This window comes from Kineobactrum sediminis, assembly GCF_002868715.1.
Taxonomy (GTDB): Bacteria; Pseudomonadota; Gammaproteobacteria; order Pseudomonadales; family Halieaceae; genus Kineobactrum; species Kineobactrum sediminis.
The window spans coordinates 79,751-103,685 of the sequence record NZ_PKLZ01000014.1; the positions used below are offsets into that span (position 1 = coordinate 79,751).

At 59.3% G+C, this 23,935-nt stretch carries 17 protein-coding genes; 8 read left to right on the forward strand and 9 right to left on the reverse strand.

Going from position 1 to position 23,935, the window contains the following annotated elements; genetic code table 11:
- Positions 1–72: 72 nt before the first annotated feature.
- Entirely contained in the window at positions 73–2,586 is a 2,514-nt protein-coding gene (locus CWI75_RS16170; protein WP_206604767.1) for an alkyl/aryl-sulfatase, read from the reverse strand.
- Between the two features lie 190 nt (positions 2,587–2,776).
- Between CWI75_RS16170 and CWI75_RS16175 the strand changes: the two genes are divergently transcribed.
- Positions 2,777–3,298 carry a PRC-barrel domain-containing protein gene (locus CWI75_RS16175; RefSeq protein ID WP_101522570.1) on the forward strand — a complete coding sequence of 174 codons (522 nt, stop codon included), beginning with the start codon at positions 2,777–2,779 and terminating at the stop codon, positions 3,296–3,298.
- Between the two features lie 17 nt (positions 3,299–3,315).
- Here CWI75_RS16175 and CWI75_RS16180 read toward each other — a convergent pair whose 3' ends face one another.
- Complete coding sequence (locus tag CWI75_RS16180; RefSeq protein ID WP_101522571.1) at positions 3,316–4,263, reverse strand: diacylglycerol/lipid kinase family protein; 948 nt, start codon at positions 4,261–4,263, stop codon at positions 3,316–3,318.
- 123 nt (positions 4,264–4,386) lie between these two features.
- On the opposite strand from CWI75_RS16180, the gene surE reads away from it, so the two are divergent.
- From surE to CWI75_RS16195, 3 genes are all read left to right on the forward strand, one after another.
- Positions 4,387–5,109, forward strand: coding sequence for a 5'/3'-nucleotidase SurE (gene surE / locus CWI75_RS16185; RefSeq protein WP_101522572.1), 723 nt, complete (start codon positions 4,387–4,389; stop codon positions 5,107–5,109).
- 73 nt (positions 5,110–5,182) lie between these two features.
- A complete protein-coding gene (locus CWI75_RS16190) occupies positions 5,183–6,073 on the forward strand; it encodes a trigger factor (protein WP_101522573.1) in 891 nt (296 codons plus the stop codon).
- Positions 6,070–7,464, forward strand: coding sequence for a tetratricopeptide repeat-containing sulfotransferase family protein (locus CWI75_RS16195; protein ID WP_101522574.1), 1,395 nt, complete (start codon positions 6,070–6,072; stop codon positions 7,462–7,464). The genes CWI75_RS16190 and CWI75_RS16195 overlap by 4 nt, the downstream gene beginning before the upstream one ends.
- 15 nt (positions 7,465–7,479) lie before the next feature.
- Here the strand turns inward: CWI75_RS16195 and CWI75_RS16200 are convergent, their stop codons facing one another.
- Complete coding sequence (locus tag CWI75_RS16200) at positions 7,480–9,156, reverse strand: tetratricopeptide repeat-containing sulfotransferase family protein (protein ID WP_101522575.1); 1,677 nt, start codon at positions 9,154–9,156, stop codon at positions 7,480–7,482.
- A 171-nt stretch (positions 9,157–9,327) separates the two neighbouring features.
- On the opposite strand from CWI75_RS16200, the gene CWI75_RS16205 reads away from it, so the two are divergent.
- A complete protein-coding gene (locus tag CWI75_RS16205; RefSeq protein ID WP_241521263.1) occupies positions 9,328–10,863 on the forward strand; it encodes a C69 family dipeptidase in 1,536 nt (511 codons plus the stop codon).
- A gap of 59 nt (positions 10,864–10,922) precedes the next feature.
- On the opposite strand, the gene CWI75_RS16210 is transcribed toward CWI75_RS16205, so the two are convergent.
- The 3 genes from CWI75_RS16210 to CWI75_RS16220 form a co-directional block, all read right to left on the reverse strand.
- The gene (locus tag CWI75_RS16210) at positions 10,923–12,434 is read right to left on the reverse strand and encodes a C69 family dipeptidase (protein WP_241521264.1); all 1,512 of its coding nucleotides are present in this window, start codon (positions 12,432–12,434) and stop codon (positions 10,923–10,925) included.
- A gap of 19 nt (positions 12,435–12,453) precedes the next feature.
- On the reverse strand, positions 12,454–14,769 hold the full coding sequence (locus CWI75_RS16215; RefSeq protein ID WP_101522577.1) for a TonB-dependent siderophore receptor: 2,316 nt from the start codon (positions 14,767–14,769) through the stop codon (positions 12,454–12,456).
- Positions 14,770–14,944: 175 nt separating this feature from the next.
- Positions 14,945–15,178, reverse strand: a complete 234-nt coding sequence (locus tag CWI75_RS16220) for a macro domain-containing protein (protein ID WP_241521265.1) — start codon at positions 15,176–15,178, stop codon at positions 14,945–14,947.
- Positions 15,179–15,388: 210 nt separating this feature from the next.
- Between CWI75_RS16220 and CWI75_RS16225 the strand changes: the two genes are divergently transcribed.
- Positions 15,389–15,619, forward strand: coding sequence for a hypothetical protein (locus CWI75_RS16225; RefSeq protein WP_241521266.1), 231 nt, complete (start codon positions 15,389–15,391; stop codon positions 15,617–15,619).
- An 11-nt stretch (positions 15,620–15,630) separates the two neighbouring features.
- On the opposite strand, the gene CWI75_RS16230 is transcribed toward CWI75_RS16225, so the two are convergent.
- A complete protein-coding gene (locus CWI75_RS16230) occupies positions 15,631–16,701 on the reverse strand; it encodes an efflux RND transporter periplasmic adaptor subunit (protein ID WP_101522579.1) in 1,071 nt (356 codons plus the stop codon).
- Positions 16,698–19,793, reverse strand: a complete 3,096-nt coding sequence (locus tag CWI75_RS16235; RefSeq protein ID WP_162300113.1) for an efflux RND transporter permease subunit — start codon at positions 19,791–19,793, stop codon at positions 16,698–16,700. The genes CWI75_RS16230 and CWI75_RS16235 overlap by 4 nt, the downstream gene beginning before the upstream one ends.
- Positions 19,794–19,895: 102 nt before the next feature.
- On the opposite strand from CWI75_RS16235, the gene CWI75_RS16240 reads away from it, so the two are divergent.
- Positions 19,896–20,810, forward strand: a complete 915-nt coding sequence (locus CWI75_RS16240; RefSeq protein WP_101522581.1) for a DUF808 domain-containing protein — start codon at positions 19,896–19,898, stop codon at positions 20,808–20,810.
- A 15-nt stretch (positions 20,811–20,825) separates the two neighbouring features.
- Positions 20,826–21,497 carry a DNA-3-methyladenine glycosylase I gene (locus CWI75_RS16245; protein WP_101522582.1) on the forward strand — a complete coding sequence of 224 codons (672 nt, stop codon included), beginning with the start codon at positions 20,826–20,828 and terminating at the stop codon, positions 21,495–21,497.
- 25 nt (positions 21,498–21,522) lie between these two features.
- On the opposite strand, the gene CWI75_RS16250 is transcribed toward CWI75_RS16245, so the two are convergent.
- Complete coding sequence (locus CWI75_RS16250) at positions 21,523–23,673, reverse strand: winged helix-turn-helix domain-containing protein (RefSeq protein WP_162300114.1); 2,151 nt, start codon at positions 23,671–23,673, stop codon at positions 21,523–21,525.
- Positions 23,674–23,935 lie beyond the last annotated feature (262 nt).

Below are 23,935 nucleotides of genomic sequence, written 5' to 3' on the forward strand. Positions count from 1 at the left end.
GCGCGGCCCGGCGATCCGGTGATCCGGTGATCCGGCGGCCGGGGACCCGGCGTTGGATCGAGCGATTAGTAATCAGCGTCGCGTTCCGGGCATGATCTCGAAAACCGGGTCAAATTGCACCAGCACCGAGGCGAGCTGCTGCAGAACCGCCACATCACCCTCCACCTGCCCACGCCCGGCGCCCAGCTGGCTGGCCAGTGTTTCCTGTCCCATGATGACCTGGTCAAGGTCACTGCGGTTCATGCGGATGGTTACATCCGCCTGCCCTGACTGGTAACCACTGATGGTGGTGAGCGTGCCACCGCGCATTTCAATCACAAACTGCTCGCCGTTATCCGATGTCACAAAATTGATCTTGAAGGCAAGGCCGTCGGCGCGCTGGCTGTCCACCCGGGTGGCCACCGCATCCCACCACTGGGCGGTCGTCATGGCCCGGGCAAGATCCGGGCTAGCACTGTGTACAGCACCCAGCGGCGCCACGCCATAACGCAACTCCTGGGCCGCGGTGAGGAACACATTGCGCATACTGGTGCTCTCGTATTGATAGCCCAGCTGTTCAAACACATCCGCCAGACGGCTTTTGGCGGCCTGGTTGCCCGGTTCGGCGTAGACCAGTTTGTTCAACAACTCCATGGCATGGCGGTAATCGCCCTGTGCCACCAGCTCGTCGGTTTTAGTCATGATGTTATTGGCCCCGCCCATCATTTCCACATACAGCGGCGCGGATTGCTCTGGAGAGAGCGGTGCAAGTGTTGCCGGGTTGCCGTCCCAATAACCCAGGTAGCGATTGATCACCGCCCGGGAATTATGGAACTCCGAGCCGTGATACTGGCGCACCGCCCAGCTTTGCTGCAGCGACTCCGGGACCTTGTATTCGTTGTGCATCTGGTTGATGGTAACGCCGCGGTTGGCCAGGTTCAGCACCTGGTTATTCAGGTTGGCATAGGCATCCCTTTGGTCGCGCATCACTTCCTGGATGCGTTCATTGCCCCAGCGCGGCCAGTTATGCGAGGACACCATGACCTCCGCTTCGCGGCCAAAGCGGTACAGGGCCTCATTGATCTGCCGCGACCAGGACAGTGCATCGCGCACCAGGGCGCCGCGCAGGGTATAGATGTTATGAATGGTGGCGGTGATGTTCTCTGCCGCCCAGAACACCTTGCTGTCCGGGAACCACGCGTTCATTTCCGCGGGCGCCTCGGTGCCGGGGGTGTTCTGGAAAACAATGCGGATGCCATCAATCAGGTGTTCTTCAAAATCCTCGGTGACTACCACTGTCGGCGCAATCAGGCCACTGGTGCCCCGTGGCAGCCCTTTGCCAATGGCGGAATCAACCTGCCCGAACGGGCCTGCCGCCAGCGGGTTACCGTACTGGTAGGACGCCCGTCGGCTCATGGCATTGCCGGCATAGACATTCTCCGAGATGGCCTCTTCCATGAATCCGACCGGCGCATAAACCTGCACGCGTCCGGCGAGCACATCCGCTTCGTCCACCACGCCGCGCACGCCGCCAAAGTGATCAATATGCGAGTGTGAATACACCACCGCGGTCACCGACCGTTCGCCCAGCTGTTCATTGGCAAAGGCCAACGCGGCTGCCGCGGTTTCCCGGGTAAGCAAAACATCAAACAGGACCCAGCCCTCCTCGCCACGGATCAGCGTCATGTTAGCCAGGTCATAACCGCGAATCTGGTAGATGAAATCGGGGACGACTTCGTACAGGCCAAAATTCATATTCAAGGTGGCCTGGCGCTGCAGCGACGGGTGAATGCTGTCATAGTCCTCGCCGTTCAACAGAAACTCATAGCGGCCCATATCCCAGACTACGTTGCCGGCGGCACCCAGAATCTGCTGATACGGTGGAGCCGCGATAAAACCGCGCCGGGATTCCTCAAAATCGCGCTCATCGGCAAACGGTAATTGGGTGCGCAGCCGGGCCTGTTGTTCGGCGGTGATTTCAGTAGCCGGATTGGGGCGGCCCCAGGGCACAGGCGGTGTGGGTACGGGTTCGCTCAGGTCAAATTCCACCCGAAACAGGCGATCCGAGTCGCGTCGCGCCAGCTCATAATAAAAGTACTGGCCAGGATCCATTTCCATCGCCCAGACGTTGGTCAGGGAAGCGCTCAAACCTTCACGCTTGAACATGCCGATGGAAAACTGATCAACCGGAAATTCCTGGCGTATCGCGGTGCCCTGCTCAGTGGTGTCGCCGCCATACAGGGTCACCGCGTCATCAGTACCATCTTCGTGGCGATGATCGTGTTGCAGGCGCAGGCCATCGACCGTGCGTGTCAGAACCCAGGTACGACTGTGATCATCACCAACGTGAAAGGGGATGCGAATTTCATTGGCTGAGCATTCGCGAATATGCATGACCAGGCCCTGACCTTCGAAGGGATCATCGGCAACGGGCGGTGTATTGGCAACCACACGCCCGGAGAAAGACTGCCCGCAGTACTGTGCGATGTTGGTCATGAAGATATCGACCGTGGACTGGGCGGTAGTGGCTTCCTGGTCGCCAGGATCGGTACAGGCCGTGAGTACCAGTAAAAAGGACAAACAAAGAAGTCTGGGGAACAGGTTCATGGCTATCTCTCGGTCAACTGACTGTATTAATTCTTGTAGACCAAGACTAGTCGTTTTGATAATGACAGACAATGCGCAAAACCACGCTGGTGTTTCGCAGATCCTGGTCTAGCCTTAGAAACTACAGTGGGCCGGCGAGCAGCATCAGCTGCCCTGGCCCGCTCCCGAACCGACAATTGAGGAGACTGACATGAGCACACCAACAATTCGCAAACTGGGTATCCCATTGCTTGCAGGCGCGATGGGCCTGAGTTTAAGTGCCTTCGGCCAGGATGGCGCACAAGACGCCCAGGGCCTTTATTCGGCAGAAGATCTGATCGGCGCCGAAGTCTTTGACGCCAATGGCGAAGAAATCGGTAATGTGGAAGATATACTGCTTGGCAACGATATGGGCCTGTATTCGCTGGTTATCCAGACCAACGAGTTTCTTGGTATCGGTGGCACTGACATCGTAGCCAAACGCGGTGACTTCACTGTGCGGGTTGAGGATAAGGACCCGATGTTCGGTAACGTTAAATATGATGTTCATATAACGTCTGCCGGCGAGAACCTCAAGGGCTTCGAGGAATACACCGAGCAATGGTGGGACGACACTGCGCAAAATCTGAACGACGCCTGGGAAAGCGCCAGGGACACCACGAAAAGCGCCTGGGAAAGTACCAAGCAAGCCACTGCTTCTGCCTGGGAAAGCGCCAGGGAAAGCACACAGTAGGAAAAACACTGCGCAGGTTATGCGCCCGTTGGCTGACGCCGTGGCGTCGTTGGGATACCATCCGAAGGGACCAGCAGTGTGACGTGCCTGTCGCTCACCTCGATGCGGAGGATTCCGCTTCCGCTGCAGGTGCCAGCGGCGGGCGTTATTCCATCGAGATGGATGCAACCCCCGACACCATGGAGCTGTAAGCGTCGCCCCCGAAGCACCGGGAGGTCGGCCGGGACGTCGGCGGCGCCGGATAAGCATCGCGCAAGATAAACATCCAGGGCGGAGCGCGCGGTTTCAGGTACCAGCACCACATCAAGCTGACCGTCGCCAGGATCGGCCTGCGGTGCGAGCTTGAGATTGGGACCGATAAATGGAAAATTCAGTGCCTCTATCAACAGGTAATCGCCCGAAATGTCGCGCTCGTCAAGCGTCCCGTGGATAGGTACGGGAGCTCGTTCCTGCAAGCCGTGCCGCAGTATCGCGATCATCTCCAGTAACTTGTCCGGGGTTTCGAGATGCGCGATCCCGGCATTGTCGGTGGCATTGAGTCGCGCCATGATGTCGGCATAAAGACCGACCCCCACGCCCTCCAGGAAATATTCCGGCCCCCGGATACCGCTTATCCGGCCCAGGTCGACACGGCAACGGTCAGCGGTGGCCCAGCTTTCAATTAGTTGCGCCAGGGACATACCAAGCAGACCCAGTGATCGGGCCACATTGTTGGCGGTACCACGCGGCAGTATGGCAATCGCGGCCGGCTGGCCGGCCAGTCGGCCGGCGACCTTGCTGATGGTACCGTCGCCGCCACTGGCCACAACGATGTCATCTGCCGCGAGACCTTTTTCCCAGTTTTGGTCGCCCAGTGAGCCGATAGCGGTGTCGTAGCCGGCATCGCGCAACAGGGCCAGCACAGCCGTTTCACCCGCGGCAGTGCCGCTGGCGGCATCGGGGTTGTGGATCAGGATGGCTCGCATGGGGGTCACTACCTCCGGCCGGCAGCGGAGGTGTCCGCTGGAAAGCGTTCAGGTCATTCGACAGTCGAAATTTCATAGTAAGAGTCTAGAATATAGAAAAGAAAGTCGGACGGGCAGAATCTCATGAACATACTGATTGCGAACGACGACGGAATCTATAGCCCGGGAATCGCGGCACTGGCCGAGGTGGCAGCACAATTCGGTCATGTTCGCGTGGTGGCGCCCGATGTCGAACAGTCATCAATGGGGCACTCGATTACTGCCTCGCGGCCCCTGACCTATCGGCCGACGTCCCTGGCTGGTGTCGACGCATACCGCGTCAACGGTACGCCGGCGGACTGTGTTGCACTGGGCGCCTATCACTGGGAAAAGATGGATGTCGTGCTCTCGGGCATCAATCTCGGCAGCAATCTCGGTAACAGTATGTGGCACTCGGGCACGCTGGCGGCCGCCAAGCAAGCGGTTCTGCTCGGCCTTCGCGGTATTGCACTGAGTGCACCGGTGGTAGGTGACACACCCGATTTCGAAGAGCTCAAGCCCGCGGTGGCCGAAGTGCTGGAATTGTTGCTGCCACAGAACGACCTGTCCCTGGTCAATGTGAACTTCCCCCTTTCCAGGCCCCTGGGAATGCGCTGGGTTCGCCAGTCGGTCAGGCAGTATGACGGCAAGGTAATCCCCGGGCGGGATCCGATGGGGCGGGAACACTTCTGGTTTACCGTCGCCGCGGTGGGAGATCCCGAAGAGGGCACCGATCGTTGGGCGGTCGAGCAGGGCTATACTGCGATGACGCCGCTGCGCCTCGATTTGACCAACGAGCAGGAACTGGAAAAGGCCCAGCGCAAATGAAGGGGTTGAGCTAATCGAAAATACACGAGTCCATACGCCCGCACACCTGCCGCCCCATGTATAATGATTCACCATGAACAACAGCCGCATACTCGACGAACGCATAGATCAGCTGACTCACGTCTATCGCCTGGCCCTTGATGCCGGGCCGGTAAACACCGAAGTGGACCGGCAATTGAGTGACATGGGCCGTACCGCCACGGTCTCCGGGTTCCGCAAGGGGAAAGCCCCATTGTCAGTTCTGCGCAACCGCTTTGGCGATCGCATACGCCAGTCCGTGGTCGATCGCATGGCCATCGAGGTGGCCAGACAAATCATTGCCGAGAAAGTGCTGCAACCGATCCGCCGTCCCGAAATCAGCCTGATCGAGCAAAGTCCGGCCAACACTGCGGAACTGGAACTGGAACTCACCGTGGAGGTCGCACCACGGGTTGAACTCGACAGCCTCGAAGGCCTGGCGCTACAGCGACTGGCCCCCCCCACCGGCAGCACCGCCGAACAGGAACAGGCGCAAATTCACCTGCGCCGCCAACTCTTCGATGTCCTGATGGCGCGCCATGACTTTCCGGTACCCGGCGAAATGGTGGAACGGGAGCGGACGGGCATTGAAGCCGGTTACCAGCGCGACATCGGCGGCCCCGTCGATGCCGACCTGCGGGTGGAGTTCGCCCGCATTGCCGAGCGGCGTATCCGGCTCGCCATACTGCTGACCGAAATCGGTCGTGTCCATAACATCCATCTGGATCGCGACGAGGTCACCGCGTTGATTGCGGCGCAGGCACAGGACGACGATACCCAGCAGGCCGAACTAATCGATTACTACCTGGACCATCCCAGCGCCATGGCCGAATTGCAATCCGCACTGTTTGAAGATCGTGTCGTCGCTTTCCTGCTGGCGCATTGTGACATTGAGGAGGTCCAGCTCAGCGCCGACGGGTTCAGCAGCGCCCTCGACACAGCATGACTACGCCCGAGGGTACCCGCAGGGCTGAAGCGCAACGCTGGGGCCGACGGGGATCCCTGCAGGCGCAGCGCGGTGACTGGCCGGCCGCGGCGGAGGCGTTCGAGCGCGCGCGAGCCCTCGCCCCGGACGAACTTGCGGCCTACCGTGGGCTGGCCCATGCACGGTTTGCGCTGCAGGACCTGGACAGTATCCGGCGTCTGGCCGATGAACTCGGCAGGCGGTTCCCGGCCGCGGCGTTTACCCATCTTCTCAGGGGCCACCTGCACAAGGCATTCGGCGAGACGGTCGCCGCCAGAGCGGCCTATCACTCCGCACTGAAACGGGAACCAACCCTGGGCGAAGCTCTGTTCGGTATCGTCGACCTCGCGATACCGGCCCCCGACGATACGCTGGCCGCACAGGCAACAGAGATCGCCAGCCGTGACGACCTGCCCGCCGCCGACCGGATCAATGCCGGCTTCGCAGTCGCACGCATCATGGACAAAGCCGGTGACCATCAACAGGCTTTCAGGTTTTTACAGCAGGCCAATACCCTGGCGCATGATGAACTCGCCGGTCAGGGCATCCGCTACCAACCCGAACAGATGGAAAAGCGGGTGGCCGGCCATCTGCAGACCTATAACGCCGACAGTTTCGCGACCCCGCTTGATCCACTGCCCATCGACCTGCTACCGGTATTCATCATCGGCCTGCCCCGCTCTGGCACCACACTGCTGGAACAGATTCTGGCCGGCCATCCCGACGTTGAGGCCGGTGGCGAACTGACGACCGCCCACCAGTGCGAAGCCCGCTTTCGGGCACAGCGCGAACAGGCCGGCCGGCGCGGGCCGGTCGATGCCTCGAACCCCGTGGACAGGCGCCTGCTTGAAGACGCCCGGGAGCACTATGTCGATGCCCTGTTCGAGCGTGGACTGGAAGGCCCCCGGGTGGTGGACAAAATGCCGGCCAATTTCGAAATCGCCGGTTTCCTGCGGCTGATGTTTCCCGACGCACCCATCATCCACAGTGTGCGCGACCTGCGTGCCACTGCGTTCTCACTGTACAGTGCCAACTTTGCCGGCCATGAACCCTACTACCACACCCTGGAGGATCTGGCGCACTATTGCTCGCTATACCAGCGCCTGATGCGGCACTGGCAGGCCGTCCTCCCCGGCCCTTTTATCAACGTGGCCTATGAAGAGCTGGTGAGTGATCCGGATCGACAGATCCCCGCGCTACTCGAGAGCACCGGGCTGACACCGCATCCGGGTTGCCTGGACTTTCATCGCCACCAGCGACCGGTGCTGACCGCCAGCCACAGCCAGGTTCGCCAGCCCATGCATACCGGCGCGATAGCCCGGTGGCGGCATTACCGCCAGTGGTTGGGCCCGCTCAACACGCTGGCTTCCTAGCCAGTCTCTGCAGCATCAGGAGCGGTCCCCAAGCAGCGGCGCCAGGATCTCCACCAACGGCTGCAGCTGCTCTTCATAATTGCGCCACCGTTGTACGGACCCCTTATAAATGGGCTGGCGCACCTGCCAGCGGCTCGGCGTCCGGACCGCGCGCCGGCTTTCGTGGAATGACAGGCACGCGTCTTCCCATTCCAGCCCACAATGGTCCAACAGGGCACGAATGCTCTGCTCTGTGTTCCCGATCAGATCTTCATAGTGCAAGTCAAAGATTTCCACTGGCAGCACCTTGTGCCAGTGCCGCATCAGCCGGTCGTAGTCGCGGTAATAGTTACCCAGCGTATCGAGTCGGTTGGCGAAACGGATCTGGTCGGCGAAACTGGTGAAGTAGCAGGACAGGCAGTTATCCAGCGGATGTCGGCGGCAGTGAATGATCCGCGCGTTGGGAAACAACAGGGCAATAACGCCCAGATGCATGAAGTTGAAGGGCAGCTTGTCAGTCACCCGCTCGGCAGTAATCGAGACCTTGTCCAGATCCTCGAGATACCGTTGTGCCATGCTGTTCAGGCCGTTTTTGTCCACTGCCCGCAGGCCGCGGGGATAGGGTTCCCCCGTCGAGGACAGCTGCTGTATCTGATAGCTCACCTTCAGCAACGATGACAGCTCCCCACCGGCGGCCACGCGCGAATGACTACCCAGGATCTGCTCGGTCAGCGTGGTCCCGGAGCGGGGCATGCCGACAATGAATAAAGGGCGCTCAGAACTCACATCCGCTACCGCTGCCGAGCGGAAGAAATCCGCATCCAGTACCTCGATGAGGCTGTCGATGGCACGGGTGTAACCGGCGCTGTCGAAAGGTTCGCGTCGCGCCTGGACGTCGTAGCCCAATTGCAGACGGCGGAAGGCCTCATCAAACTGCCGCTGGCGGTCATGCAGGTAACCCAGCGCCACATTCAAGCGTATGCGCCCGTCCTCTGGCGTGCGGGGGTCATCGGCGAGCGCGCGGGCCCGATCAATCTGCTCCGGCTCGGGCTCTCCTTCGCGCAGCTGCAACAGTCGCGCCAGCGCCAACGGGCTGTCGGGGTCGCGACGCAGCACGGAGAGATACTGCATCTTCGCCTGCTTGAACTTGCCCGCGGACTCATAGGCATCGCCCAGCCCGAGACGCACCCGGCGGTCCTCCGGCGCGTGCTGCAGGGTGCGCTGATAGGTACTGATAGCGGCATCGACATCCCCCACCTTTTGTTGCACGTCGGCCAGCGCCTGCAACACGGTGGCCGAGTCCGGCTTGAGCGCCAGCAAACGCTCAAGCAACGGTCGGGCTTCGCCGAAGCGGCTCATCCTGCGCAACGCCTGGGACATATTGTTCAGTGCATCGGGGTGGTCCGGCGACAGCGCCAGCGCCCGTGAGAAAGGCTCCAGCGCCGCCTCCGGCTGGTCCGCCCGGACCCGGACCATACCGAGGTCGCTCCAGGTATTGGCATTGCCCGGCTCCAGCTGCGCCGAGCGTGCCAGCAGACGTTCGGCCTCGGCGAGCTGGCCCTGCTGGAACTGCGCCAGGCCAAGGTAGTGCATGGCCTGGTGATCGTCCGGGTTGGCTGCCAGTACGCCGGCATAGATCTCAGCGGCCGCCTTCAGTTGCCCCCGACGGTGCAGCGCCATGCCTTCGCGGATTTTCGGATTGGAAGGCAACATCGGAGGCAATCCTGCGGTCAGTGAAGGGCGCGGCAGTATAAGTCATGGGCTTATGGGCAGCAACTTGAAGGAGCCCAGCCGCAAGCGGCCCGCCTTTTCGCCGGTCCGGTCACCACTGTGTTACCCTTCCCCCCCTTCCCTTTTTTATCGCAAACTGATCAGGAGAACGCTGTGATCACAGGCAAATTACGTCAGGGGCTGCCGGCCCTCATTACCGCACTCGTTGCATCACTGCCGTTGTCGCAGGTGGCCCACGCCAGCTACGGCATTTATGTGGGTAGCGGCCTGACCGAGGACGGCAGCGTATTGCTGGGCGGTACCGGCGAGGAGCCCTCCAGCCACTGGTTGGAAATAGTACCGCGAGCGAATCATCCCGCCGGAGCGATGATTACCGTTGGTGCAACTCCCGAAGCCCGACTGCCGGCACGCCTGTCGGAAGTACCCCAGGCTAGGGAGACCTTCCGTTATATCACCATGAATTACAGCAGCTATGCAGGCTTCCCCGCGCCGATCACCAACGGCGGCCTCAATGAGCACCAGGTTGCCATCCGCGACATCTGGTCACCCTCGCGCCCCGAACTCATCGAAATGACACCCGCCGACCAGACCGGGCCCAATTACAGCGACCTGGCACGTATGGCGCTGGAGCGTGCCAGCACGGCGCGCGAAGCGGTGGAGATTATCGGCGCACTGATCGACGAGTATGGTTACACCACCTACGGGGGGAACTCACACCTTATCGCCGACCCGCAGGAAGGTTGGGTAGTACTCCAGTTTGCCGGCGGTCAGGGACTCTGGGTGGCGGAACGGCTGGGCCCGGATGATGTCCGTGCCAGTTATCCCGGGTATATCGAAGAGGTGCCCGCCGATTATCAGTCCAACCCCGACTTCATGGGCTCCGACAACCTGTTTTCGTTCGCCCGGCAGCAGGGCTGGCACGACCCGGCATCGGGCTCGCTGAACGTGGATGAGGTCTACGGCCTCGGCGGCATCATGCGCACTCCCGGCACCAAATATGTGTCACCGGCCGAACTGGAGGCGGAGTTGCGGGACATGGTACCGGTCAGCGTCGAAGATGTGATGAAGATGGTGCGCGATCCGCGCATTGCCGATGATCATGCCGGTTATGGCCAGGTCGCGCACCTGCGCCAGGAACTGGCCAATCCGTCACTGGCGCTGGTCTGGGTGGCACCGACCGGCTCCGTGACCGCACCCTTCGTGCCGTGGTGGGTCGGTGTCGACAGCGTACCGCCCGAGTACGGCCTGCACCGCTACCTGACCGACAATGCAGCGCCCACGTTCATCAATCCGGACTTCCAGCTGCAGGAAGCCACCGAGTTTGCCGGGCGCCTGTTCAAGCGCCTGATGTATTACACCTGCGCTTTCCCGGAAGAGCAGCTCGAGCGGGTGCAGTCCACCTTGACTGCCTTCGAAGCGACGATGCTGGAGGAACTGCCACGCATCGAACGGATCGCGGCGCTTGCCTATGCGGACAGCAGCGAGCTGGGCAGCGATGTGCTGACCCGATTCAGCCACGCGCGGGCAGGAGATGCCCTGGAACTGGGACGAGGCCTGCTGGCCGGGATTGAGGCAGAAGTCAAAACGCGCCACGGCATTCCGCAACCACCCAGTGACGCCGACATCAATGCCGGCGGTAAGGCGGTGACCTGCCTGGTGGGAGCGGATCCGGACCAGCCCCGGGATTAGAGGAGTTTGTCGGGCTTGAGGCTTTTCTATTCTGGAAAAGCCTCAAGCCCGACCGGTTACTAGCGGCAGAATACGTTGGCGCCGCTGCGGGTGCTGATGGTACGCCAGTCTTTTGGCTCCCGATAACCCTCCAGCAAACGATGGCGAGCCTCAATACTGCCCAACAGGGCCTCGCCGAGTTCCAGCGCTTCTTCGGAGCGCTCGTTGCTGTAGTCGTTGAAGACCCCAGTGGCCATAGCCGGATGGCCGGCATTGATCAGGGCCAGCGCACGCGCCTCTATGTTCCCACTGTCGGCAATACTGGCATTCTCGAAAGCCGTCAATGCCTCGGTCACCTCGGGCAGAAAGCGCTCCGGGGCATCGCAGGTGTAATACATCAGGCGCTTGAACAGGCGGCCGGCAAACTGTGACGCTTCCTGAATGGAGAAATCCGGTGTTACGAAACGGGTCGCTTCACCCTTGGTCAGATAGCGGTGCTTGCCGAATTCCGGCAACACCTCGGTACCCCCCATCCAGTAGGGCACGAAGGGGGCGGTCACCGAACCGGTCGGCGCCACCCACAGTACCCGCAGGTCGGGATGGGCCAGGTCCTGGCGCAGTTGCGCGACCTGGCCGTAACCGGCTGGATCACCGGCAATCAACGGGTCACGCACATAATCCATCATGTCACGCAGGGTGACACCGCCCTGCCCCGCTTTCTGCTGCGCCCGCGCCTCAATGATACGCACACCCTCGGAGCGCCCTTCACCGTTGCCGTAGATCTCGTTGACGTTGAAGGGTTCACCTGAATCCGGATCATACCAGCCCTGCTCAACCGCAAAGGAAATGAAGTTGTCCGACCCCATGTAGTCATCGCTTTTCTGGAAATCCACCGGAATCTCGCCCAGGTAACCCGGGTAGGACATCCGTATGTCATCCGGCCCGAGGCGCTCGGCAATCCACAGCCCCTGGCCGCCGGCAAAGTTGATGACCAGCCAGCCTTCATCCTTGTCGGCAAACAGATGGGAATTGCCGCCGTAGGTCGAGTAGCCATACTCGTCCATCAGGGCGCCGATAATCTCCACCGCCTCGCGCGCGGTACGGGCCCGCTCCATGACGATACGCGACAGGTCGCTGTAGTTCGGGCCGGTCTGGGGCTCGGGTGTCATGGCGGCGAGGCTGGCCCGGGAAGGCGACCAGATGTCACGCGCCGCAACGCCGTGCTCGTTAAGCCCGCCATTGGTCAAGGGTGGAGGAAAGCCCTCGTAATCGGAGTATTCCATGGTGATGAATTTGGCCGTCTGATCGACCTGGGGAATTTCGCTGAGCTCACCGGGATAGGTCGCCCGATCATCGACGCCCACGATTATGGTAGCGCCCTGCTCGTGATCCCTGCGGGGCACGATCTCCAGCCAGTGACTGGACACCTCCTCGCCGGTGCCACCAAGCAGCACGCTGCCATCGGCTGTCAGGTTCTTGCCAACGTAGATGCCATAGCTCGCTACCGCGTTTGTTGCCGGCAGCAGGGCCGCGAGGGCAAAGAGCCCCAGCATTGCGCCCCTGGTGCCCTTGATACCACTCGTGCCCTTCATGTTGCCCATCCTTTTCCTGTTATAGCTTGTAGCGCAGGCCCAGTGACATCCTCTGCTGGTCAATAAACATGATGCCGTAGCCGGGGTTGCCCTGCTTGGCCACCAGAATGTCTTCATCGAAGATATTCTTCCAGTTAAAGTTCAGCTCGAAGTTCTGCAGCGGGCCGCTACGAGGGGCATAGGACGCATGCAGGTCGACGCGCTCATGCGCACCGGCTTCAGGCTGCTCGCCAAAGCGATCCACATTGCTTGTACCCTCGACGAAGCCGTAATCACCGCTGATTTTAAGCGTACCGCCGATGCGCAGCCCGACCAGCGGCCCTTCCAGGAACTCGTAGGTGGTAGTTATCGCGCCGGAGTTTTTCGGTGTGGTGCGCGGTGCAGTACTGCGGGTATTGTTCGGGTTCAGGATCTCGGCGTCCATATAGGCGTAGTTGGCCATGACGTTCCAGCCCGGCAGGATTTCGCCGACCAGTTCGAGTTCGAGCCCGGTGGCTTCCTGGGTACCTTCCAGCACGGTGCTGCCGAAACCGCCGAACGAGCCCAGAAAGGAGCTGGACACTTCGATATTGGTGATCTCGTAGTCGAACAGCGCGATCGAGGTACCGACCGAACCACCCAGCATCTCGGTCTTGAAGCCGATTTCGTGCTGCTCCATTTCCTGGGGTGCACTCACGGTATCACCCTCTTCATTGGTGAATACCTGCGGCTCGAAACCTTCGCTGTAATTGTAGTAAACCCGGCCATCGTCAATGATGCCCCAGGAGTCGATCACATCATACGTGGTACCGACCCGGAAAACCGTTTCACTATACTCCACCTTGTCTTCGGTCGGCGGCGTGACATCTTCACCCTGGTTGCGTGGGATGGTCGTGGTCGACTCGCTGTCGTGATACAGAATACCGCCCAGTACCTGCAGGCGGTCGGTGACGTTGACCAGGGTCTGCAGGCTCAACTTCAGGTCCGTCACGTCTTCGAGCAGGATCTGCCGAACACCGAAGAATTCCTCACGATCACCCGCTACGGGCAGGAAAGGTGAGCCATCCGTGAAACGCGGCTGCTCGCCGTCGTAGTTTTCATCCGAATACCAGTCCATGCTGGCATAGCCCTGAAAGGCCGAATTCAGCAGCTGGAAACGACTGGGCTCCTGGTCATCACGGTATTCCAGTGCGGCAAAGAACTGATGGTCCCGGCCGAACAGCTCGTAATCACCGCCCAGCGACTGGTTAAAGGTGAGGTCCTCGCCTTCGCGCTCCACATCGTAGGAATAGATGTAGATCTCGTCATCCCCCAATGCATAGGCGCCAAAAGGGCCGAACGGATAGAAGTAGGCCAGGTCTTCATCATAGCTGTGTCGTGCCAGTTTTGACTGTGCGCGCCAGCCGTTATCAAAGGTGTGATCAAGCTCGAGCAGAGTGAAATTGATATTGGCTGTTTCGTTGGATTGGTCCGGGTGGGAGAAATACCACGTCTCCGGATCGGCATCGGGCAGCGCCAGATTGCCTTCCGGCGTCTGCACCAGGGCGCCGCCATCCCATGGATCTATGTTACGGCCCTGCTGGTAATGGGTCAGGCTCACACGCGTGCTCGGTGAAATATCCCAGCTTACCGCGCCCAGCCACATGTCCTCGTAATTCGGGAAATCCTCGCCCCTGATGTCCAGCGGCAGGCCATACTCATGATACTGCGCGACCAGGCGTCCCTGTACCGTGCCGTCCTCGTTCAGCGGGCCACTGATGTCGGCGTTGATCTTTCTTTCGTCATAACTACCCACCTCGGCGCCGACCGATAAGCGGAAATCATAGGTGGGAGCCTTCAATATGGAGTTGATCTCGCCACCAAAAGAGCCGGTAACACCGTAAATTGCCGTGGCTGGACCGCGCACGATTTCGGTACGCTCCAGGGCAAAACCCCGGATCGAGGTAACGGGATTATCCAGGCGAATGCTGTTGACCCGGCGTGACAGGCTGAAAATACCGCGCATGACGATCTGAGAGAAACCAAACCCCGACCCCGACCGCTGCACGTTCGGCACCAGGTCCGTGGCCTCATAGGCCGAGTTGGCGCCGATGGTCTGGAGCATATCCCCTGTCAGCACCGTCACCGCCTGTGGCGTTTCCACCAGCGACAGATTCAGGCCGGTCGCCGTATTCTGTTCTTCCGGACGGAACTGGCGGGCGACGCCGCGAACAACCACTTCCTCCAGTCGATTGGCTTGCTGGTCGGTCTGACCAGTCTCGGTCTGTGCCTGGACAGCGCCCGCTGAAACGAGTGCCGTGGTTGCCAGAAGTGTCTGCAGATACCGCGATTGTGAAGCTGAGGCGGATTTGCTCATTGGTGGATTTCCCCTTTTTTCATGTTTACCGAAAACGGACGCACAGCGGCTCTTGCCTGGTTACAGGCAGCCGGGTATGCGAGTTGGTTGATTGTTTGACCATAGTACAGAAAAACGGCCGCAAGCTCAAACCGCTGACCGCAGCGCGACAGAGTGAGGCAGGTATCGGCATGTTTCAACATTGGCTGAGCACTCGATCAAAAGCGTTGGTCGAATGCTTCGGTGATGACCGCCTGACCCGGTTCGATCGGCGCCAGCGGGCGGCAGGCTTCGGCCAGCTGGGGCCGGCGGCGCGATGAATCGCACCGGCCACGCCACCGCCGGGCATCAACTCCGCATTGGCGGCGTTGACCACGGCATCCAGATCAGGCTGCCGGGTGATATCCCCAATAATGAGTTCAATCGCCATTTCCGATTCCTCATCGGTTTGACTCTACAAATATTATAGCTACCCTTCAGAAAGTTGAGATGCTGACCGCCAGCCAGGTCGGCCAACCCCGCCGCTTATGATAAGATGCCCTACTCCCAGTGAGCACCTTCAGAGTGATGAACAATGTACGTTTTTTCAGTAAATGCTACCGCCAGGATTCCACGGGCAGCCGTGCCCGAGGGAAAAATCATGCCGTTCATGGTGTACATCAACTTTGCCGACCTGTTTGGTGCCGAACAGTTGTGCAAGATCTATTTGATGCAGGCAGGTTTTACAGAAGTGCACATTGAAAAACGTAAATTGTTTTCGCAGCAAATGCTGGAGGATGAGCAACTTCTGTTAACGGATCCGGCCCTCAAAGAAGCGCTTGAGTCGGGTTACATGATCCGTATGTTCGACGAAGAAGATGAGCTTCACTAGTTCATAATTTCTCAGACATCTCTCCTGTCCACCTCACTTTCAGTAACCTTTTCGCCATCCTCAAGACGATCACCACCGCGCACCACAATACGCTCTCCCTCCTCCAGCTCACCACTGACAGTAACCAGGTGCGCCTGACCCGCGCCGACCGTTACATTTACGCGTTCGGCAATCCCCTGGGCACTGATGCGATAGATATAACTGCCATCACGACGTATAACGACGGCGTCTCGTGGCACTGCCAGAGTCGGGCGACTGGCTTCGAGTGGAATCTCCACCTTGACCAGCTGCCCGGGCATAACGGGCTTGCTGCCGCTGCCGACCAAATCGATATGCAGTTCGAAAGTCTGGGAGATGGGGTCACCTGTCGCGATGAGGGTACGCACCAGACCAGGCTGTAAATCCTCACCCACAGCAATATCGAGACGGTCACCGATCGCGAGGCGGGCCTGGTAGCTAATGGGCACTGCCACCCGCACCTCCAGCCGCTCCAGACCGACAAAGCGACCGATGACATCGCCGGGCACAACATATTCGCCGCCTTGCTTGTAGCGCTCGACCAGTACACCGTTGAAGCGGGCGCGAACCTCTGAGCGCGCAATCTCGTCGTCCAGCTGCCTGATGCGCGCTTCCAGAATCGCCATGTCCTTGCGCGAAATATCGCGCCGCGACATAGCTTCATCAAGCAAAATTACTGACAGATTCCTGGCCTTGCTCAATGCAAGATAGCGCTCCACTACTTTGGTCTGGTGAACCTCATTGACGGCCTCGCGCGCGAGCAGGCCCTGCAGTTCTTCACGCCGCAACTGCAGGGGTGTCTTGTCGAGTCGCGCAATCGCGTGGTTCCTGGTCACTTTCGTACCGGGCTCGGCAACCCAGTCGAGCTCCCCAGCTACCGCGGCGGTAACGGCAATGTCATTGCGGCTGAATACACTACCATTGAGTGGCAGGCGCGCACCCATCGCTATACGCTCAACCCTGGCGGTCTCAACCACTGCTCCGGTATCGGCCAGGGTTATCAGGGCCGGGAATAACAGCAACAGCAAGACCGTATTTACACCATTCATATTTATCCGCATCATCCCGTCTCGCCCTCCACTTTTACCGCAAGTGTGTCCGCTCTCTCCAGTCGCTGCGCGGTCGTTTTCCCCATGCCCAACAGGCTTGGCATCAGCAAGAGGGATACGGCACCGCTGACTGTCATGCCGCCGACGATTACCGCAGCCAGGCCACGATAGATCTCGGAGCCAACCCCCGGCATCAGCATGAGCGGCAACATGCCAAAGATACTGGTCAGGGTACTCATAAATACCGGACGCGCCCGCATCAGCACTGCGTCCCGGATCGCTTCCCGCCGCGCTGCCCCCTCCCGCTCCCTGATTCGTGTCTGGTCAACCAGTAGAATGGCGTTATTGACCACCAGGCCCAGCAGAATGATGAAACCAACCATCGTCAACATATCGAGGGACTGGTAACTGAACACATTAAACGCCTTCAAGGCGAGCACCCCCCCGGCAATTGCAGGCGGCATGACCAGCAAAACCAGCAGGCTATCCCAGGCCGAGCGAAAGATCGCCGCCATGATGCCAAACAGGATCAGTACCGCGATGGCAAAGTTCACCAGCATCTTGTTGACCGCCTCCTGTAAACGGTCGGCGCTGCCGCGGTACAATATGGAGGCACCAGCCGGCAGCATGCTCCGCAACTCGGGATCAAGTTCTGCACGCAAGCGCTCTATCGCTTCCTCCAGTGTCACCTGTTCGGGAGGAAGGACATTAATGGTGACCGTGCGCAGGCCATCAACTCGCTGCAACTGGACAGGGCCTACGGTATATTCGATGCTCGCCAGCTCGCCGATCGACTGCACGCCGGCACGAGGGGTAGCAATCGGGGTGTTCGCAAATTCCTCGGGCGTGCTCCATCCCGGACCATGGACGATCGTGTCGTAACGGAGATTACCATCGAAGTACTCTCCGGCGTACAGGCCATCGGTCAGTGCACGCACCGTTTCGGCCAGCGTCATGCGATCCAGGCCGGCAAGCCCGAGACGCTTGTCGTTTGGTACCACGCGCAGCTCCGGTTGATCCATGGAAAGGGCGGGCTGCGCATAGGCACTTCCGTCCTCCCACATCGCCTTGACTTGCTCCATGCCAACGCTGGCTACTCGCATGAGAGTCTCGAGATCTGCGCCGCGGATATCGATGGCAATACTGCGTCCGCCGCCATCCACTTGAATCATTGATGCGCGGCGCACGAAAGGTTCCACATCGGGGAGGCCCGCCAGGATCTCCTCGCGCATAATGCGGATCATGGGTTCTACGCCTGCCGGTTCGGCAGGATACAGGAAGACTGTGCCGTAGCCGGGACCGACTCCGACGTTATAGCCGCGCACAGCGGGCTCTTTTTCACCCGTGTAATAGGGCTGCAGGCGCCGCTCAATCTCGCCGAATATCTCGGTCTCAATGGTATCCAGGCTGGTCCCGGGAGGCAGGTCCAGGTAGCTTTCGATCGCGTCCACGTCCGCCTTGGGCAGGAAATCAACCTTGGGCATCAATATCACTATGGCAAGCACAGAGGATCCCAGAATCAACACGATCCACCTGACCCGGTCCCGGCCAGAGCGGGTGCGCCGGTCAATCCAGTCCGCCAGCCGGGTCCAGTAATCCCGCAAAGGATCGGCCGGAACCTGTGACAAGGCGGCATGGGCGGTGGCCATTGGCAACACGGTCAAGGATACCAGCAATGACATCAACACGGCAGCCGAGAGCGTTATCGCCAGGTCCTTGAACAGTTGTCCTTCCAGCCCTTCAAGGAAAATAATCGGAACGAAAATTGCCACGGTGGTCAGGGTCGACGACAGCAGGGCTGGGGCCACTTCCCCGGCACCGGCCTCGGCGGCTTCGCGCCGCCCCATACCCTGCTGACCCAGGCGCATGATATTTTCCTGCACCACAATAGAGGCATCCATGGACAATCCCACCGCGAACGCAAGGCCGGCAAGAGAAATCACATTCAGGCTGTGACCCGTAACCTGGAGCGCCAGGAAAGCACCCATCAGGGACAATGGGATACTCAGGGCAATAACCAGAGTGGCGCGCATGACTCGCAGAAAGTAGAACAACACGAGGCTGGACAACAACAAGCCCAGTATGAGGTTACCCTGCACCAGCGCGATAGCGCGACGGATATGTAATGACGCGTCGAAGCTCAACTCCAGGGTAAGGTCCTCGGCCGCGAGGGGGCCGGCATTGAGTTCGGCAATCACCTCCTTGAGAGAATCAAGCAACTGCACGGTATTCGCGCCATTGGTGCGCTCGAGACGGATGTAATAGGACGGATTACCGTTACGCCGGGAGAAGCTGTTGCGCTTCATGAAGCCCGCCTCGACACTCGCCACGTCTCTGAGGTATACCGGCTGTTCATTGCGCCAACCGACAACCAGTTCACCGAGTTCCTCAATACCAAAGCTGCCGGCGAAACGCACTGTATACTGCCGCCGGCCCACATCGGCGAAGCCTCCGGAAACGTTGGTGGCGCGGCGCAACGCTCCGGTTACATCGGCAATGGCAATACCCATACCGGCAAGCCGGTAGGGGTCAATATTGACCGCAATCTCACGTTCACGCCGTGACTGCAGCCTAACCTCCGATACACCCGGCACTCGCGCCAGTCGCGGCTCGATTACGGTCGTCACCAGATCTTCATACACCGATACATCTATATCTTCGGCGCCGGCGCGAAACAACTGCAGCGTGGCCGCCGCGTTATTGCCGGTGGTACCAGCGCCTGCGCGCACGATCGGTTCGTCGGCGTCGGCGGGCAGTGGCGGTGCCTGGTTGAGATTGGTGATGACATCGATCAACCCCTGCTGCATGTCCCAGCCGATCTCGAAGTTGAGTTCAATATAGCCCTGGTCGCGCGCAATAGAACTGACCAAACTGGTCACACCCTGGATGTTGCCCAGGACGCGCTCCTGACCCTGAATGATCTGTTCCTCGATTTCTTCGGGTGCCGCGGCACGCCAGCCGGTAAAAATGAAGATACGTGGGGGGGCGAGTTCGGGAAGGAGCTGAATAGGCAGCCGGTAAATTGCCAGCACACCAAAACCAAGCACCAGCAGGGCCGCGACGAGTGTCGCCGCCGGATTGCGAACAGCCAGTTGAATAAGGTTCACGCTTGCGTCTCCCGCGAAGCTGAAGCCGATGGCCGAGTATAGGCTAATCGTATAAAGTATTGGGAAATAAAATCACCTCCAATAATTCACGGAACTCAAGCCATGGCAGGAAGCAGTTTGCTTGCACTCATTGACGACATCGCCACCGTTCTGGACGATGTCTCGCTGATGACAAAAGCCGCCACCAAGAAAACCGCAGGGGTGCTGGGGGACGATCTTGCCCTTAATGCGCAACAGGTAAGTGGGGTCAAGCCGGCGCGGGAACTCCCTGTAGTCTGGGCCGTTGCCAAAGGCTCCTTTCTCAACAAGACTATTCTGGTTCCGGCAGCCGTTGCCATCAGTTTTTTTGTGCCCTGGCTGGTCACACCCTTGCTAATGCTGGGAGGGGCCTTCCTGTGCTTCGAGGGTTTTGAAAAACTGGTCCATAAATTCCTGCACCGCGAGGAAGCTCAGGCGCACAGGCATGAATTGAGAGAGGCATTAAAAAATCCCGAAGCTGATTTGAGGATTCTGGAGAAGAACAAAATCAAGGGTGCAATTCGTACGGACTTCATCCTTTCCGCAGAAATTATCGCCATCACACTGGGTACCGTCGCCGGCGAAAGCATTGGCATGCAGTTCCTGGTCCTGTCCGTTGTGGCCATCATGATTACGGTGGTCGTTTATGGCCTGGTGGCCGGCATTGTGAAACTGGACGATGGTGGTTTATACCTGAGTCGCAAGGACAGCGAACTGGCGCAAAAAGCCGGGCGGGGCATCCTCTGGCTTGCGCCCTACATGATGAAGACATTATCCATCCTCGGCACTATCGCCATGTTCCTGGTGGGAGGAGGAATCCTTACCCATGGCCTGCCGCTGGTATATAATGCCATTCATCATTTTGCCGAAGGCTTCGGCAACGTTGGCAGTTTCGTGGTTCCGATCCTCGCCGACGGTCTGTTTGGTGTCCTGGCCGGCGCTGCACTGGTGGCAGTGATCACACCACTGCAGCAATTCTGGGCCGAACGCTCAACCTGAGTAAACACCCCTGTAATGTTGATGTTCAAGGAAATTCACCAGATAGCACTGAAGCGTAAGGGAGGCAGTGCGGCTCTGGCTGATTTAATGCCAAAGGTGCGCAGTACCCGCGCCCTGTCCGGTATCACTGACGATCGGTTCCTGGCTCAGATGAGTCGCTGTGTTTTCCAGGCCGGTTTCGTATGGCGCGTGGTAGACCATAAGTGGGACGGGTTCGAAGAGGTGTTTTTTGGTTTTCCACCAGAACGTATTGTGATGCTGAGCCCGGATCAGATCGACCGCTTTGCAAAGGACGCACGTATTATCCGCAACCGTCAGAAAGTGCTGAGTGTGCAGGCCAATGCACATTATCTGTTGGAGGTGGCACGAGAGCATGGCAATTTTGGCAGGTTTATTACCCGTTGGCCTAGTGACAACCTGGTTGGCCTGTTCGCCCATATGAAAAAACACGGTAGTCGCCTCGGGGGCATGACCGGGCAGCGTGTCCTGCGTAATATGGGCCGCGATACCTTTGTGCTGACCGGTGATGTCGTGAGGGCCTTGCGCCGGGCGGGTGCTGATATTAGCGACTCGCCCTCCAGCCAACGCGAGTTGCGCATTGTGCAGGATATCTTTAATACGTGGCATGAGGAGTCGGGTTTGCCCTACAGTCATCTCAGTCGCATTTTGGCCTGTTCGCACGAGTAAACGTGCGTGACGCTACGTTGTTCCGTCAGGCTTTGTCGAGTTCGGCGAGAAATTCAACGAACCGGGGTTCATTTCGCATCAAGTCGTAATAAGGCAGGAACGGCTCGAGAAAGGGCATAACCCGGCTCGGTTCCATAAGCCCTGATCGAAGGCACTCGAGTGCGGCGGCCACAGCCTCGACAATAGCCAGTGCACGGCAGGCATAATGTCGTTGGTTAACCAGTTCCGCGACATCCCGGCTTGCTTCGCGCAGCCACGACCGGACCAGGCGTTCAGTTTCTTCCCTCTTACCTGTGGCGGCCGTGACCATAGCGATAACCAGGTCAGCGTTGGCCTCAAAGCTGGGAGCGCCTGGCTTCCACTCTTTTGCCATCGTGCCCTGCATTTCAAGCAGCAAAGCGGCATTTGAATTTTTTTCGCCCTGAAACCAGGTAGTAATAAGACGCGCCAGGGTAATATCGGGAACGCTGGCAAAACCCCAATCATCGGCGGAACGCCCAGCCGCTTGAAAGGTGTCCAGGACCACCATGGCACCCTGATAATCCCTGGCGGCGATATGCGCCTCCCACACTTGAACGGGTGCCGCCTCCGCGCCGTACTCTTGCTGCAGCGTCACCAGCTCTGGCAGCAGACGAGCAGGCTCACGGTGATCTTGCACGCGAAGAATGCTCCGTAAGACAGCTAACCTGAAGTCCTCAACGGGAGCGCTTTCAAGCGCATCCATCGCTTCGTCGTAGCGGTGCGCAAGCAACAGGTTAGAGACCAGCCTGAGTGTCCAGTAAGCACTCTTGGGATCGAGGTTACGTGCCTGGCGGATGGTCTCGATTTTGCCAGTATAATCACCCTGACGACGCTGTATCCACGATTGCAATTCCAGCACGTGGACATCGCTCGGTCGCAGCGACCGCGCCTGGCTGATCAGCCCATAAGCACGGTCGTAGTCCTTCAGGACGTAATACGTGTAGTAGGCCTGTGCAATAAGGTATTCAGACGATTGGGGCGCAAGTGCGCGTATACGCTCCAGAATATCCTCCAGGCGCCGGATCGAATCGGGATCCTGCTCGGCGATATTCATAAAGCTGAGCGAGCCGGCCAGCTCGGCCCAGGCCCGCACGAAGTGCCGGTCCAGCGCCACGGCTCTTTCCAGGGCGGCTCTGTAGGCCGGCGTAGCGATAGTCTCGGTGTTCCGCAGTTCCATCGCTTCATGGTAGGCGCGGTAGGCCGCCATGTTTTCGGTCGGCAGTACATTCAGGCGCGTCATATCCTGCTGTGTCAGGCCGGAACTCAGTGCAGATGCAACCGAACGCGCAATTCCGGCCTGAATGCCGAAGATATTTTTAGGCGTCAGTTCCCGATTGTACTGCCGTGCCCAGAGATGGACATCGGAGTACACATCGATCAGTTGCACATTGATTCGGATCTGATCGCCAACGCGCTGCACACTACCCTCAAGGATCGCGTCCACACCCAATTCACGACCAATCTCCCGGGTTTTTCGCTCGCTGTCGCGGTACCCGGCCACCGAGGCGCCTGAAATCACTCTGATCGACTCGAGTTGCGCGAGCTGCGTAAGGACGTCATCGTGCATGCCCCTGGCGAAGAATTCGCTGTCGTCCACCGCGCCGGTAGAAGCGAAAGGGAGCACTGCAATCATGGGGACCCGGGAAGGGGTCATGCTACGCCACGGCAAAGTGGAATCACCGAACATCTGCAAGACACCGAAAACAACGAGCGCCCCCACGCCGGCGAGCACTGCGAGCAGTCGGGCTTTACTGCGACCTCGCTGCTGTATGGTGGGCGCACCATCTTCCAGTAGCACTGCGGTTTCGAGGGAAACTATTTCCTGCGGAGGCGGCGGAAAGTGGCTGATAAATCCTCGCCGCGTAACCGTCTCGATATAAGCATTCCTGTCGTCCGGCGTCAGCTGCCGGCGCAGGATCGATATGCAGCGATTGAGGGCGTCGTCGGAGACGATCCGATCATCCCATACCGCCGCCATCAGTTCTTTCCGGCTGATCAGAATATTCTGGTGAGAAAGGAAATAACACAGCAGCTTCGCGACCTGCGGCTCAAGCCGAAGGGTCACGGTCCCATTAAAAAGATCCCCCGTGTCAGCGTCGAAGCGCCATTGGCCAAATGCATGGCAGGCAGGCCCCTCGCTGCCGGAACTCATCATGGTAAGCGCCGCCCGCTTCCCGCACAGCGGGGAAGCGGGCACCAACATTCATCGATTTCGAGCATCTGCATCATAAAATCGATTCCTTACGAAAAAATCACCTCGGGATCAGCAAGAAATCAGCATTCGATCAGGTAATCACCGCTACCGTTCGCCACACTTTCTCCCAGCGTGTGCTGCCAAACAGACGGGGCATCAAACGAGCCCGGGCGCTGTTAATCCCGGGCACTGTTAATTATAAGTCTGAATGTCTCTTTTGAAC